This is a genomic window from Sulfitobacter sp. 1A13421, from assembly GCF_043557285.1.
Lineage (GTDB): Bacteria > Pseudomonadota > Alphaproteobacteria > Rhodobacterales > Rhodobacteraceae > Sulfitobacter > Sulfitobacter faviae.
Genome location: NZ_JBIFFQ010000003.1, coordinates 298,720 through 312,976, shown reverse-complemented (window position 1 = coordinate 312,976; position 14,257 = coordinate 298,720). Strand labels below are relative to the sequence as shown.

General features: G+C 62.7%; 11 protein-coding genes. 3 read left to right on the top strand and 8 right to left on the bottom strand.

Annotated elements, in window-relative coordinates; translation table 11 throughout:
- Positions 1–2 precede the first annotated feature (2 nt).
- The 3 genes from ACGYLI_RS08265 to ACGYLI_RS08255 all read left to right on the top strand — a co-directional run bounded on the left by ACGYLI_RS08265 (position 3) and on the right by ACGYLI_RS08255 (position 4,511).
- The gene (locus tag ACGYLI_RS08265) at positions 3–1,430 is read left to right on the top strand and encodes a nodulation protein NodH (protein WP_394418711.1); all 1,428 of its coding nucleotides are present in this window, start codon (positions 3–5) and stop codon (positions 1,428–1,430) included.
- A gap of 84 nt (positions 1,431–1,514) precedes the next feature.
- Positions 1,515–2,171, top strand: coding sequence for a YitT family protein (locus ACGYLI_RS08260; protein ID WP_394418710.1), 657 nt, complete (start codon positions 1,515–1,517; stop codon positions 2,169–2,171).
- Between the two features lie 150 nt (positions 2,172–2,321).
- A complete protein-coding gene (locus ACGYLI_RS08255; RefSeq protein WP_394418708.1) occupies positions 2,322–4,511 on the top strand; it encodes an NADP-dependent isocitrate dehydrogenase in 2,190 nt (729 codons plus the stop codon).
- Between the two features lie 107 nt (positions 4,512–4,618).
- Here ACGYLI_RS08255 and gyrB read toward each other — a convergent pair whose 3' ends face one another.
- The 8 genes from gyrB to mutM all read right to left on the bottom strand — a co-directional run bounded on the left by gyrB (position 4,619) and on the right by mutM (position 14,180).
- Entirely contained in the window at positions 4,619–7,033 is a 2,415-nt protein-coding gene (gene gyrB, locus ACGYLI_RS08250) for a DNA topoisomerase (ATP-hydrolyzing) subunit B (RefSeq protein WP_394418706.1), read from the bottom strand.
- Between the two features lie 79 nt (positions 7,034–7,112).
- The gene (locus ACGYLI_RS08245) at positions 7,113–7,733 is read right to left on the bottom strand and encodes a LysE family translocator (protein ID WP_394418704.1); all 621 of its coding nucleotides are present in this window, start codon (positions 7,731–7,733) and stop codon (positions 7,113–7,115) included.
- Positions 7,730–8,827 (bottom strand): DNA replication/repair protein RecF, encoded by a 1,098-nt coding sequence (gene recF, locus ACGYLI_RS08240; protein WP_394418702.1) that lies wholly within the window; start codon positions 8,825–8,827, stop codon positions 7,730–7,732. Before recF ends, ACGYLI_RS08245 begins: the two co-directional genes overlap by 4 nt.
- Before the next feature lie 59 nt (positions 8,828–8,886).
- Positions 8,887–10,005, bottom strand: a complete 1,119-nt coding sequence (gene dnaN, locus ACGYLI_RS08235; protein WP_394418699.1) for a DNA polymerase III subunit beta — start codon at positions 10,003–10,005, stop codon at positions 8,887–8,889.
- A 162-nt stretch (positions 10,006–10,167) separates the two neighbouring features.
- Positions 10,168–11,529: a chromosomal replication initiator protein DnaA gene (gene dnaA / locus ACGYLI_RS08230; RefSeq protein WP_136720544.1), complete on the bottom strand. Its 1,362-nt coding sequence runs from the start codon at positions 11,527–11,529 to the stop codon at positions 10,168–10,170.
- 521 nt (positions 11,530–12,050) lie between these two features.
- Positions 12,051–12,314, bottom strand: coding sequence for a 30S ribosomal protein S20 (gene rpsT / locus ACGYLI_RS08225; RefSeq protein ID WP_067261164.1), 264 nt, complete (start codon positions 12,312–12,314; stop codon positions 12,051–12,053).
- 173 nt (positions 12,315–12,487) lie between these two features.
- Positions 12,488–13,264, bottom strand: coding sequence for an enoyl-CoA hydratase (locus ACGYLI_RS08220; protein WP_067261165.1), 777 nt, complete (start codon positions 13,262–13,264; stop codon positions 12,488–12,490).
- A 64-nt stretch (positions 13,265–13,328) separates the two neighbouring features.
- The gene (gene mutM, locus ACGYLI_RS08215) at positions 13,329–14,180 is read right to left on the bottom strand and encodes a bifunctional DNA-formamidopyrimidine glycosylase/DNA-(apurinic or apyrimidinic site) lyase (protein WP_209216843.1); all 852 of its coding nucleotides are present in this window, start codon (positions 14,178–14,180) and stop codon (positions 13,329–13,331) included.
- Between the last annotated feature and the right edge of the window lie 77 nt (positions 14,181–14,257).

Sequence of the window (14,257 nt, the reverse complement as noted above, 5' to 3'; positions counted from 1 at the left end):
CCATGCGCGACAAATTCGACAGTTTCGTGGTCTTCGCCGAGATGCGGACCGGGTCCAACTTCCTAGAGGCGAACTTGAACGCCTTTGCCGGGATCGCCTGTCATGGGGAGGCGTTTAATCCTTTCTTCATGGGCTATCCCAAAAGCGAGCCCATCCTTGGCATTGATCAGGCCACGCGGGACGAAAACCCCAAAAAGCTGCTGGCGGCGATCCGGGGGCAGCAGGATGCTTTGGGCGGTTTCCGCTATTTCCACGACCACGATCCGCGTGTCTTTGATGAGATCGTCGAGGATCAGCGCTGCGCCAAGATCGTGCTCACGCGCAACCCGGTCGAAAGCTATGTCAGTTGGAAGATCGCGCAGGCCACGGGGCAGTGGAAACTGACCGATATGAAGGCGCAGAAGGTGGCGCAGGCCGTCTTCGATGCAGATGAGTTCAGCGCCCATTTGGATGCCCTTCAGCAGTTCCAGATCACGCTGCTGAACCGTTTGCAGACCTCCGGCCAAACGGCATTTTACGTGGCTTACGAAGACCTGCAAAGCGTTGAGGTGATGAACGGGCTTGCGCGCTATCTTGGCGTGGATGAGCAGTTGGAGGGGCTGGACAAGAACCTCAAGAAACAGAACCCCAGCCCGATCTCGGCCAAGGTCAGCAACTATGACGAGATGCTGGAGGCGCTGGCGCGGCTCGATCGTTTCGATCTGACCCGCACCCCCAATTTTGAGCCACGGCGCGGGCCGAATGTGCCCTCCTATGTGGCGGCGGCGACCAGCGGCTTGATCTATCTGCCGATCAAATCCGGCCCGCAGGATCAGGTGCTGGACTGGCTCGCCGCCCTCGATGGCGTCCCGCGTGAGGCACTGCGCGATAAGATGTCGCAAAAAGAGCTGCGGCAGTGGAAACGCAAAACGCACGGGCATCGCGGCTTTACCGTACTGCGCCATCCCGCCCTGCGCGCGCATGATGCCTTTTGCCGCCATATCCTGACCACGGGGGAGGGCAGTTACCGCCAGCTGCGCAACACGCTGATGCGCCGCTACAAGGTGCCGCTGCCAAAGGATGGCCCCGACGCCGAATATGATCGAGACGCGCATCGCGCAGCCTTTGTTGCCTTCCTCAAGTTTCTCAAAGGCAATCTGGCCGGGCAAACTTCGATCCGGGTGGATGCTGCATGGTGTTCTCAGGCCCAAGCCATTGCGGGGTTCGGGGCGTTCTGCCTGCCCGACCGCATCCTCCGCGAAGAGGAATTGGCCAGCGAACTCCCCGCTCTGGCTGCGGGGCAGGGCCATGCCACCGTCCCCGCCGTGCCCCAGATGGTGGAACCCGGCCCCTTCACGCTCGGCGATATCTATGACGATGAGATCGAGGTCCTGACGGCGGAAGCCTATCAGAAGGATTATATGACCTTCGGCTTTTCGCGCTGGCGGTGAGGGGCGCAGGCTAGATTGACCTTGCCGGTTCTGACGTAAACTGGAACAACAGGGCATCTTGAGCATCCCGCCAAAGGTCGCGCCGTGAGTTTCCTGTCTGTCACCTCTGTTCCCCGGCTGCGGTGGAGTTCGCCTAAAGCCTTCACGCTCAGGCCGCCATTGGCCTCGATGGTGTTTCTGGTGCTGGGATTGGTGATGTTTGGCTTGGGCGAGGCGCTTTTGGTCACCGCGGGCGTCGGCGTCAGCCCTTGGACCGTCTTCGCCGAAGGGGTGACCCGCATCACGGGGTGGAGCCTTGGCTTTGCGACCTTCCTGATCAGCGCCGTGGTTCTTTTGCTCTGGATCCCGCTGATGCAGACGCCCGGTATCGGCACCATTCTGAACGCGGTGATCGTGGCGCTGGTGCTGGAATATGCGCTGCCGATCCTGCCCCACTTCGACAGCTATCTGGCGAATGCCATGCTGGCGCTGACCGGCGTCTTCGTGACTGGCTTTGGCGGTGCGATCTATCTTGTGGCAAACCTTGGCCCCGGGCCGCGGGACGGGTTGATGACGGGGCTGCAACGGGTCACCGGCAAACCCATCGCGCTGGTCCGCATGAGCATCGAATTGTCCGTCGTTGCCATCGGCTGGGCCTTGGGCGGCACCCTGGGCCTCGGCACGCTGCTTTTCGCGGTGGGGATCGGCCCGGCCATGGCGATTGGGATGCAGATTCTGCAACTGCGCAGCGTGGCCCGCTAGGCGGCAGCGCGCGGGCTGCGCTAGGTGGCCCGTGCAAAAGGCTGAAATCCGCTTTTTCCTGAAACGACCCCACCGCATACTGCGGTATACCGTCGACCTTCGCCGCCTCTTCCGCTATCAGGGCAGCAAATGCAGCAATTTGGAGCAATCATGTCCGATATCATCTACACCAAAGTTGACGAAGCGCCGGAGCTGGCCTCTGCCTCGCTGTTGCCGATCATCAAGAAGTTCGCCGAAGCCGCCGGTGTGAGCGTCGGCACGAAAGACATCAGCCTCGCGGGCCGTATCCTCGCGACTTTCCCTGAGCATCTGAGCGAAGAACAGCGCCAGTCGGACGATCTGGCGGAACTGGGCCGTCTGGTGAAGACGCCCGAGGCCAACGTCATCAAGCTGCCGAACATCTCTGCTTCCGTGCCGCAGCTGGTCGCCGCGATCAAAGAGCTTCAGGCCCAAGGCTACGCGCTGCCCGACTACCCCGAAGAGCCGAGCACAGACGAAGAAAAAGCCGTGCGCGCCAAATATGACGGCATCAAAGGCTCCGCCGTGAACCCGGTCCTGCGCGAAGGCAACTCCGACCGCCGCGCGGCCAAAGCTGTGAAGAGCTTTGCCCAGTCCAACCCGCACCGCATGGGGGACTGGACCGCCGACAGCAAGACGCATGTGTCGTCCATGTCGGGCAATGATTTCTTCTCTAACGAAGTTTCGGCCACGCTCGACGCCGCGACTGGCGCCAAGATCGTGTTGGAAACCGCGGACGGGGAAAAAGTGCTGAAAGAGGGGCTTGAGTATCCCGCCGGCACCGTGGTCGACGCGACCTTCATGAGCGCGGCCGCGCTGAAGGACTTCCTCAACACCCAGATCGAGAAGACCAAAGAAGACGGCATTCTCTTCTCGCTGCACCTCAAGGCCACGATGATGAAGGTCTCCGACCCGATCCTCTTTGGTCACGCGGTCAAAGCCTACCTTGCGCCGGTTTTCGAAAAGCATGGCACAAAGCTCAAAGATCTGGGCGTGAACCCCAACTCCGGTCTCGGCGATCTGCTGGAGCGCGTGAAGGGCGAGAGCGAGATCATGGCCGACATCGACGCCTGTATGGAAGAACGACCGCCGATGTATATGGTCGATTCCGACAAGGGGATCACCAACTTGCATGTCTCTTCCGATGTGATCATCGACGCCTCCATGCCCGCGCTCATCCGCGCTGGCGGCAAAGGCTGGGGCCCCGACGGCAAAGAGCATGACGCCAACTGCGTGATCCCCGACAGTTCCTATGCGCCGGTCTATGACGAGGCAATCAACTTCTTCAAAGAGAACGGCAAGCTCGACCCCGCGACCGCTGGCACGGTGCAGAACATCGGCCTGATGGCGCAGAAGGCCGAGGAATACGGCTCGCATCCGACCACCTTTGAACTGGCCGAGGCGGGCACCGTCAAAATGATCCTCGACGACGGCACCGTGCTGCACCAACATAAGGTTGAGGCCGGTGACATCTGGCGCTCCTCCTCTGCGCGAAAGGCGCCGATCGAGGATTGGGTCAACCTCGCCATCTCGCGTCAAAAGGCTGAAGGCTGCCGCGCGATCTTCTGGCTGGACGCAAACCGCGCCCATGACGCCGAGCTGATCTCTTACGTGAAGCCCATCCTCGAGGCCCAAGGCGTTGCCGACAAGTTCGAGATCATGGCCCCCCGCGAAGCCACCCGCGCCTCGCTGGAGACCATCACCAAGGGCGAGAACACCATCGCCATCACCGGCAACGTGCTGCGCGACTATCTGACTGACCTCTTCCCGATCTTGGAACTGGCGACCTCGGCCAAGATGCTGTCCATCGTGAAGCTGATGAACGGCGGCGGCTTGTTCGAGACTGGCGCGGGCGGCTCTGCCCCCAAGCACGTTCAGCAGTTGATGGAGCAGAACCACCTGCGGTGGGACAGCCTTGGCGAATTCTGCGCCCTTGGCGAAAGCCTGAAGTTCCTCGCCGATGCCCGCGGCAACGACAAGGCGCGCGTCCTGGGCGATGCCGTGGAAACCGCGACGCAGGGCATCCTCGACCACGGTCGTTCCCCTTCGCGCAAGGTGGGTGAGCCCGACAACCGCGACAGCCACTATTGGTTCGCGCGCTACTGGGCCGAAGCTGTCGCCGCGCAGAGCGATGACGCGGACCTCGCCGCAGAGTTCGCGCCCGTCGCCAAGGAACTGGCCGCCAAGGAAGCCGACATCCTGTCCGAGCTTGCCGCGGCCCAAGGCACGGCTGTCGATCTGGGCGGCTACTACCACACCGACGCGGAGAAAACTGCCCGCGTGATGCGCCCCTCCGAGACGCTGAACGGCATCATCGGGTAACAAGCCTGATACTAAAAAATCCGCCGCGTCGCTGGTTAAGCGGCGCGGCGGATTGTCGTTCTAAGACCTGGCAGCGGGGCAGAGGCTATACGCCCGCCTACACCCCCTCAAAAATCCAAATTCTCCACGCTCAGCGCGTTCTGCTGGATGAACTCGCGGCGCGGCTCGACCACGTCGCCCATCAGCTTGGTGAAGAGATCGTCGGCCTCGGCCATGTCCTCCACGCGGACCTGCAGCAGCGTGCGGGCGTCTGGGTCTAGGGTGGTTTCCCACAGCTGATCGGGGTTCATCTCGCCCAGACCCTTGTAGCGTTGCAGCGACAGGCCTTTCTCGCCCTCGGCAAGGATCGCGTTGAGCAGGTCCATGGGGCCATAGATCATCTGGCTGCGGTCCTTGCGGATCAGCTTGGCGGGTTGGTCGTAGACCTCCTGCAGGTGCTGCGTGAAGCTCCCGGATTTCTTCGCCTCGCCTGAGCGCAGCATGCGGCCGTCGAGGGTGCGCACCTCCTCCACGCCGCGCAAGATGCGGGCGAGGCGGATGCCGTGGTCTTGGGTGATGCGCCCCTGCCAGCCGCGCTCATATTCCAGCGCGATCAGGTTCAGACGGTCGGCGACCTTGTCGGCCACGCCTTGCAGGTCGCTGTCCACAGCGCCATCGACGAAAGCACCGGCAATGGCGGCCTGTTCGAGGATGTGGCGCGGGTAATGGGTGGGGAAGGCCTCCAGCACGCGGCGCAATTGGCGGGCCATGTCGACCACGCGGGTGAGGTCCTGACCGGTGATCTCTTCGCCATTGCCCTGACGCAGCATGGCGCCGTCAACGCCCTGTTGGATCAGGTATTCCTCCATCGCGGCCTCGTCCTTGAGGTAGACCTCGGATTTGCCGCGCGACACTTTGTAAAGCGGCGGCTGCGCGATGTAGAGATGGCCGTTCTCGATAAGCTCGGGCATCTGCCGGTAGAAGAAGGTCAGCAGGAGCGTGCGGATATGCGCGCCGTCAACGTCGGCGTCGGTCATGATGACGATCTTGTGGTAGCGCAGCTTGTCGATATTGAACTCGTCGCGCCCGATCCCGGTGCCGAGCGCCATGACGAGGTTGCCGATCTCCTGAGAGCCCAGCATCCGGTCGAAACGCGCGCGCTCCACGTTGAGGATCTTACCTTTCAGCGGCAGGATCGCCTGCGTCTGTCGGTCGCGCCCGGTCTGGGCCGAGCCGCCCGCGCTGTCCCCCTCGACGAGGAAGACTTCGGTCTTGGCCGGGTCTTTTTCCGAGCAATCCTTGAGCTTGCCGGCGAGGAAGTTGACGTCCATCGCCGTCTTGCGCCGGGTCAACTCGCGCGCCTTGCGGGCCGCCTCGCGGGCCTGTGCGGCCTCCACGATCTTGCCGACGATCTGCTTGGCCTCGTTCGGGTTCTCTTCGAACCATTCGGCGAGGCGTTCGTTCATCAGACCCTCGACAGCCGGGCGCACCTCGGAGGAAACCAGCTTGTCCTTGGTCTGTGACGAGAACTTCGGGTCGGGCACTTTGACCGACAGCACGCAGGTCAGACCCTCGCGGGCGTCGTCGCCGGTGAAGGAGATCTTCTCCTTCTTGGCGATGCCGCTGGTCTGGGCATAGGCGTTGATCGTGCGCGTCAGCGCGCCGCGGAACCCCGCCATATGGGTGCCGCCGTCGCGCTGCGGGATGTTGTTGGTGAAGGGCAGCACGTTCTCGTGATAGCTGTCGTTCCACCACATGGCGACCTCGATGCCGATGTCGTCCCGCTCCCCGGTGATGAAGATCGGCTCGTCCATGACCGCATGCTTGTGCCGGTCGAGGTATTTGACGAATTCCTTCACGCCGCCTTCGTAGTAGAGCTCGGTTTGCAGCGGCTCGACGGGGCGTTCGTCCTTCAGGATGATGCGCACGCCGGAGTTCAGGAAGGCCAGTTCGCGCAGGCGCTTTTCCAGCGTCTCAAAGCTGTAGTCGATGTTCGAGAAGGTCTCGGTCGAGGCCATGAAGCGCACTTCGGTGCCGGTGCGGTCGGTCTCGCCCACGACTTCGAGATGCTTGGTGGTGAAGCCGCCTTCGAAGCGCGCGACATGTTCCTTGCCCTCGCGCCAGATGCGCAGTTCCAGCCAGTCCGAGAGCGCGTTCACGACCGAGACGCCGACGCCGTGCAGACCGCCGGAGACCTTGTAGGAATTACTGTCGAACTTCCCGCCCGCGTGCAGCTGGGTCATGATGACCTCGGCCGCCGAGACGCCTTCTTCCTCGTGGATGCCCACGGGGATGCCGCGCCCGTTGTCGCTGACCGATACGCTGGAATCCGCGTGGATCGTGACCGTCACCGCGTCGGCGTGACCAGCCAGCGCCTCGTCGATGCCGTTGTCCACGACCTCATAGACCATATGGTGCAGGCCCGAGCCATCATCGGTGTCCCCGATATACATGCCGGGGCGTTTGCGAACGGCCTCCAACCCTTTGAGAACCTTGATGGAATCGGCACCGTATTCCTGTGGTGTCTGCGCGGTATCGGACATGCGGAAAAAACCCTTATCGTTTGCCCGATTTATAGTGTTTTCACCGGGGATTGTCACGCGAATGACACAAGATTTTGTGTCAGGCGAAGGGGATGATCAGGCCCACGAAAACCAGCATGGCGCCGGAGATTAGATTGATCCGTCGCAGGGTGCGTGGGGCGGTCAGAAAGCCGCGCAGATGGCCCACCAGCAGCGCGATCACGAGGTTGCCGACAAGCGGCACGATGACCGAGGCGGCGAGGATCAGCCCGATGTCGGGGGCGGTGACCGCGCGCAGGTCGAAGAAGCCGGGCAGCACGCCCATGTAGAAGAGCACCGCTTTGGGATTGCCGAGGATCGCCACCAGTCCCGCGATGAACCCGGGCCACATGCCGGGGCGGGTAAGGCGGCTGTCGGTGTCGATCTTCGCACCCGCCTGTCGGATCAGCCCGACCCCCATGGCGATGAAGACCAGTGCCGCGGTCCAGCGCAGCACTTCCATCAGCGTGTCGAAGGCCGAGACGATCCAAGTGATCCCCAAGATCGCCACCAACGGCCAGAGCATGTCGCCGATCGCGACGCCAAGCGCCAGGGGCCACGCCGCCTGAAAACCGCCCGAGAGCGCCCGGGCCATCATCGCCAACCAGACCGGGCCGGGGGTGAGGAAGAGGATCAGCAGAGCGCCGCAGTAAAGCAGCAGGTCGGTGGGCGAGAGGGTCATGGCTGCCGCACCACATTCGAGAGGCCCTCATCCTCGGTCACTTCCACATATTGCGCGCGGTCCCCAAGGCTGTCGAACAGTTCCGGCCCCGTGCCAGTCATCCAGGCCTGCGCACCAAGCGCCGTGATCTCGTCGTAAAGCGCCGCGCGGCGGCCCGCGTCGAGATGCGCGGCCACCTCGTCCAGCAGCAGGATCGGCGGCGCGCCGAAATCGGCGGCGATGGCGCGGGCATTGGCGAGGATGAGCGAGACCAGCAGCGCCTTCTGCTCCCCGGTGGAGCAATCTCGTGCGGCGGTGCCCTTGGCGGCATAGGTGCCTTCCAGATCGGCGCGGTGCGGGCCGATCAGCGTGCGGCCGGCGGCGACATCGCGCATCCGGTTGTCCGACAGCGCCCGGCGCAGTCCCTCGGCGCTGTCGGGCATGTCGTTTTGCAGCGCGAGCGTGGCGATGGGGAAGGCGGTCTGCGCCTCCTCCTGCGCGCTAGCGAGGGCCGTGAGGGCCTGTTGCCGATTGGCGTGAATCTGCGCCCCGGTCTCGGCCATGCGGTCTTCGAGGGCGGCGTACCACGCAGGCTCGCGCACCATGTCCTTTAGCAGGCGGTTGCGCTCGCGCATGGCCTTTTCAAAGCTCAGCGACAGTTCGGCGTGATCGGGCAGCATCGACAGCGTCACCCGGTCGAGAAACCGCCGTCGCCCCTCGGCGCCTTCGATCCAAAGCCGGTCCATCGCGGGGATGAGCCAGAGCACGCGGGCTATGCGGCCAAGCGCTGTCTGGGCCGCGGCCTTGCCGTCGATCTTGGTCTGCCGGGCGGCGCCGCCTTCGGACCAGATCTCGACCTCGTGGAGTACGCTTGGCCCGTGCAAGACCCCGGTGATTTTCCATCCCAGAGCCTCGGGACGGCGGGTCATGTCTTGCGCGCTGCTGCGCCGCAGCCCGCGTCCGGGCGACAGGAGCGAGATCGCCTCGATCACATTGGTCTTGCCCGCGCCGTTGGGGCCGTAGAGCGCCACGGGACGCGCGTCGACGTCGATCACCGCGCGTTTGTGCGAGCGGAAATGCGAGAGGCCGAGATCGGAGAGATACAGCTGCGCCATTCAGACCCCGTTTTCATCAACAGAAAACGGCGCGCAAATTTTGAAAATTTCCGCCAGCGTCACACGCGCATCGGCATGACGACATAGACCGCAGAGGTATCGGTGCCTTCGCGCATCAGGGTCGGATCGCCCGAGGAGTTGAACAGGAAGACGGCGTTTTCGCGGTCCACCTGGCTCGCGATCTCCAGCAGGTATTTCGCGTTGAATCCGATCTCGAGCCGCTCGTCGCCGTAGGCCACGGCCAGCTCTTCCTCCGCCGCACCGCTGTCCGGCGCGTTGACCGACAGCACCAGCCGGTCTTCGTCGAGTTGCAGTTTCACGGCGCGGGAGCGCTCGGAGGAGACGGTCGCCACGCGGTCCACCGCGCGGGCAAAATCGGCGGCGTCGACTTCCATCTTTCGGGTGTTCCCCTGCGGGATCACGCGGGTGTAGTCGGGGAAGGTGCCGTCGATGACCTTGGAGGTCAGCGTGATGGCGGGGGTCGCGAAACGGATCTTGGTCTCGGACACGGACACCGCGATTTCCATCTCATCATCGTCGAGCAGTTTGCGCAGCTCGCCCACGGTCTTGCGCGGCACGATCACGCCGGGCATCTCCGCCGCACCTTCGGGCATCTCGGCGTCGATCCGGGCCAGACGGTGACCATCGGTCGCCACGCAGCGCAGCGCCTTGCCGCCCTCGGCATCCGCCACGTGCAGGTAGACCCCGTTGAGGTAATAGCGCGTCTCCTCGGTGGAGATGGCGAATTTCGACTTGTCGAACAGGCGGCGCAGCACCGGAGCCGGGGCCGAGAAGTTCGAGGCGTACTCGGAGGACGCCATGACCGGAAAGTCCTCGCGCGGCAGCGTGGCAAGCGAGAAGTTTGAGCGGCCCGCTTCGACCGTCAGGCGGCCAGCGGCGGTGTCGGCGGTGAGGCTGATCAGCGCGCCGTCGGGCAGTTTGCGCACGATTTCATGCAGCAGCGTGGCCGAAACGGTGGTGGCGCCAGCGCGCTCAACCTGCGCGGCGACCTTGTCGACCACTTCGATATCCAGATCGGTGGCGCGGAAGGAAACATCGCTGCCCTCGGCCTCGATCAGCACGTTGGCGAGGATCGGAATGGTATTGCGGCGCTCGACCACGGATTGGGCTTGCGAAACGGCCTTGAGCAGTGCCGCGCGTTCGATGCTGAATTTCATATGCCTTCTCCCATACCGACTGCCGGGAGAGGCAAACTACCCGGTTCCCACGCTTACACAAGAACTTTTGTGGCTTTGTTGAAGTGAATGCAAGAGGGGCGCAAGCTGCGCCCCCGATCACTGTTTGACCGTGTCCTGAGGACAACCCTCAGGCCGCTATGCTTAGGATTCGAGCGCCCGGCGCAGCAGTTCCAGATCCTCGGCGATCTGACCGTCCGAGACCTTGAGTTCTTCGATCCGGCGCACCCCGTGCATGACGGTGGTGTGGTCGCGCCCGCCAAAGCGGCGGCCGATCTCGGGCAGAGAACGGCTGGTCATCTGTTTGCACAGATACATCGCCACCTGACGCGGGCGCGCGTAGCTGCGCAGGCGCTTGGGGCCGATCATGTCGCTCAGGCGGATGTTGTAGTGGTCGGAAACCTTGCGCTGGATTTCCTCGACCGAGATCTTGCGCTCCGAGGCGCGCAGCACGTCGGCCAGACAATCCTGCGTCAGCCCCATGTCGATCTCACGGCCCACCAGCGAGGCGAAGGCGAAGAGACGGGTCAGCGCACCTTCGAGCACGCGGACGTTCGAGGTGATCCGATGCGCGAGGAATTCCAACACGCCGTCGGCGACTTCAAGGTCGGGATAGGTCTTGCGCTGCACGTCGACCTTGCTTTGCAGAATGCCGAGGCGCAACTCGTAGTCCGTGGGGTGCAGATCGACGATCAACCCGCATTGCAGGCGCGATTTCACGCGGTCTTCGAGGTCTTTGATCTCACCCGGGGCGCGGTCGGCGGAGATGATGATCTGCTTATGCTGGTCCACAAGCGCGTTGAACGTGTGGAAGAACTCTTCTTGCGTTGAATCCTTGCCCGCGATGAACTGCACGTCATCAACCATCAGCACGTCGACGGAGCGGAAGATTTCCTTGAAATCCATCATCTTGCGGTCGCGCAGGGCCTGCACGAAACGGTACATGAACTGCTCAGCCGAGAGGTAGAGCACGTTCATCTCGGGCTTGCGCTCATGCAGCTCGCGGGCAATCGCGTGCATCAGGTGGGTCTTGCCAAGGCCGACGCCCCCATAAAGGAACAGCGGGTTGAAGGTCACGGGGCCGCCTTCGGCGACACGGCGGGCGGCGGCATGGGCCAGTTCGTTGGGCTTGCCGACGACGAAATTGTCAAAGCTGAAGCGCGGGTCGAGCGGGGCGGTGCTGAGCTGCGAATTGGCGGCAGGTTTCGCGGCGGCCGAGGTCTGACGCGCAGCCGGGGCGGGCTTTTCGGCGGCAGGGGTAGGCTGCTGATTCAGAGCAAAGTTCAGGCGCGTGGCATCGGTGCCGGTCGCGTTGATCTCATGCAGAATCAGGTCCGAGAAGTTCTGGCTGACGTAGTTGCCGAAGAAATTCGTCGGCACCTTGAGTGTCACGATTCCGTCTTCGACGGCGCCGGGCACAAGCGGTTCAATCCAGGTTGTGTAGTTGTTCTGCCCCACGGTCTTTAGAAGCCGCTCTTTGATCTCGCCCCAGTGATCTAATGTCATCGTGCCTTACGTCCCGCTTTGCTCTTCGCACAGAGGCCGAGTGGATCCCGGCCCTTAATATTGTTTCACCCGGCAACAGGTCATCCACCCGGTCCCACGCGGATGACCGACCTGTGTCCTTCGGACTTTTAAAGAATGGCCTGCCCATGAGCCTACTGTGCCGTAAACCGGCGCAAGAGGCGCTGAACGAACCGTTCGTGTTCTCATCGACAGGGTAAACGTGCTGGCAGCAGCATTCACGATGGTGCGCGGAACCGTCTGTGAACGGTCACTTGCACCCCCCTGAATTTGGCATTCTGCCAGTTGGCTGACGCCGTGTTCAGGGCCTGTCCCCCCAAGCGAAATGAATCGCTGGACCTTTGGTAGCAAGTGTTTCCGGTTCGCTTCAACATATCTTCCATCTTGACTCAGAGATTGCCGGAAAAGAATCTCTGGCGTGTTTTTTTCGCTGCACCCGCACGAAAAAAGGCGCCGCAATGCGGCGCCTCTTGTGTTTCTAAGGGCTTGGCTATGAAGCCAAATTAGCCCAGTGCTTTGACCCGCGCGGACAGGCGCGACATTTTGCGCGACGCGGTATTCTTGTGGAAAACGCCTTTGGTGACGCCGCGCATCAGCTCGGGCTGGGCGGCTTTCAGAGCGGCGGTTGCGGCTTCTTTATCACCGGAGGTGATCGCCTCTTCGACCTTGCGCAGGTAGGTGCGGATGCGCGAACGGCGTGCTTTGTTGATCGCAAAACGCTTTTCGTTTTGACGGGCGCGCTTTGCGGATTGACGGGTGTTTGCCATGAGTATCAGCCTTCGGGTTCATATGTTGCGTAGCAATGCGTGACGCCAACCCGACCGGAAATCCGGACCCCCTTGGGGTAGGTGATTCTAGCCAGAGCGGGCTGCACGCGCATGTATTGGTGCCGCCTATAAGGCAGCGGGCGCGGCAATGCAAGCCGCGCCGGAAGAGGCGCTTATTTGTCGCGGAATTGCGCTTCGCGCTTTTCGAGGAAGGCGGACATGCCTTCTTTCTGGTCTTCGGTGTTGAACAGCGAATGGAACATGCGGCGTTCGAACAGCAAGCCCTCGCTCAGCGGCACCTCATAGGCGCGGTTCACGCATTCCTTGACCACGGTGGCCGAGATCATGGATTTCTCGGCGATCTTGGCTGCGGCGCCCATCGCCTCTTCCATCAGCTTTTTCACCGGCACCACGCGGGATACGAGGCCCGAGCGTTCGGCTTCTTCGGCATCCATGAAGCGGCCCGTGAGGTTCATGTCCATCGCTTTGGACTTGCCTACCAGACGGGTCAGACGCTGGGTGCCGCCGATACCCGCCACGACGCCGAGGTTGATCTCGGGCTGGCCGAACTTGGCGCTTTCAGAGCAGATGATGAAGTCGCACATCATCGCCAACTCGCAGCCCCCGCCGAGGGCATAGCCCGACACAGCGGCGATGATCGGCTTGCGCACGCGCAGAATCTGATCGGTTTCGGGCGTGAAAAGATCCCCCATGAAGACGTCGACAAAGCTTTTCTCGCGCATCATCGCGATGTCGGCCCCGGCGGCGAATGCCTTTTCCGAGCCGGTGATGACGATGCAGCGGACCTTGTCGTTTTCCTGCGCGCTTTTCAGCGCCTTGGCGAGTTCACCCAGCAGCGCCTCGTTGAGCGCGTTCAGCGCATCCGGGCGGTTCAGGGTGATCAGGGCCACATGGTTGTCCACGTCCACGGTGATCGTTTCGTAAGCCATCAAGAATGCTCTTTGTTGTTGCGCTCAGGGGAATGTGCATACCACGGCACCCCCATGTTTCAAGTTATCTTTGGCAACGCGGACAATAGAAGGAAGAGCGTCCGCTTTGCACGATGCGCGCGATTGCCCCGTCGCAACCCGGTCTGCGGCAGGCTTGGCCCTCGCGGCCATAGACGTCGAAACTGTGCTGGAAATAGCCCAATTCGCCATCCGCCTGCCGAAAATCCTTGAGCGACGATCCCCCCGCCGTGATCGCATCGGCCAGCACTTGGCGGATGATCGGCACCAGCCCGGCGACCCGCGTGGCCGAGATGCGCCCGGCCTTGCGGGCCGGGTGAATCCCCGCGCGGTAAAGCGCTTCGCAGACATAGATATTGCCCAAGCCCGCCACGATCCGCTGATCCAGCAGCGCCGATTTGATCGGCGTGTTGCGGCCTTTCAGCGCGGCGACCAGATGCGCTTCGTGAAAGTCGTTGCCCAAGGGTTCCGGCCCGAGCGAGGCTAGAAGCTTATGCGTCTCGGCCCCGGCGGTGGGCATCAGATCCATCGCGCCGAAACGGCGCGGATCGTTAAAGGTGATCCGCGCACCGTTACCCATATGCAACACGACATGGTCATGTTTTTCGGGCGCGGGGTGGTTGTGCTGAAATTGCCCCAGGGGGTCGCCCGAAACCAGCATTCGCCCGGACATGCCCAGATGCACCAAGAGCGATTCCCCGCTCGCCAGATCGGCGAGGATGTATTTCGACCGCCGCCGCAGCAGGCCGACGCGCTGCCCGGTCAGCCGCTCCGCCATCCGCTCGGGGAAGGGCCAGCGCAGGTCGGGGCGGTTCACCTCGGCGCGGGCGATCACTTGCCCCTCCATCGCGGGGGCCAGCCCACGGCGGACGGTTTCGACCTCTGGCAGTTCCGGCATCTCGGTTTCCCCTCTGGCTTGCCTGTGACAAAAGGCACGCATTGTCCCTGCCCCCCGGCACCCTATAACAAGGGACA

Excerpts from the sequence above, each read along its gene's own strand:
- ACGYLI_RS08265 (WP_394418711.1), top strand. The coding sequence starts at position 3 with ATGCGCGACAAATTCGACAGTTTCGTGGTCTTCGCCGAGATGCGGACC.
- ACGYLI_RS08255 (WP_394418708.1), top strand. The coding sequence starts at position 2,322 with ATGTCCGATATCATCTACACCAAAGTTGACGAAGCGCCGGAGCTGGCC.
- gyrB (WP_394418706.1), bottom strand. The coding sequence starts at position 7,033 with ATGTCCGATACCGCGCAGACACCACAGGAATACGGTGCCGATTCCATC.
- ACGYLI_RS08220 (WP_067261165.1), bottom strand. The coding sequence starts at position 13,264 with ATGGCTTACGAAACGATCACCGTGGACGTGGACAACCATGTGGCCCTG.
- recF (WP_394418702.1), bottom strand. The coding sequence starts at position 8,827 with ATGGCGCAGCTGTATCTCTCCGATCTCGGCCTCTCGCATTTCCGCTCG.
- ACGYLI_RS08245 (WP_394418704.1), bottom strand. The coding sequence starts at position 7,733 with ATGACCCTCTCGCCCACCGACCTGCTGCTTTACTGCGGCGCTCTGCTG.
- rpsT (WP_067261164.1), bottom strand. The coding sequence starts at position 12,314 with ATGGCAAACACCCGTCAATCCGCAAAGCGCGCCCGTCAAAACGAAAAG.
- mutM (WP_209216843.1), bottom strand. The coding sequence starts at position 14,180 with ATGCCGGAACTGCCAGAGGTCGAAACCGTCCGCCGTGGGCTGGCCCCC.
- dnaN (WP_394418699.1), bottom strand. The coding sequence starts at position 10,005 with ATGAAATTCAGCATCGAACGCGCGGCACTGCTCAAGGCCGTTTCGCAA.
- dnaA (WP_136720544.1), bottom strand. The coding sequence starts at position 11,529 with ATGACATTAGATCACTGGGGCGAGATCAAAGAGCGGCTTCTAAAGACC.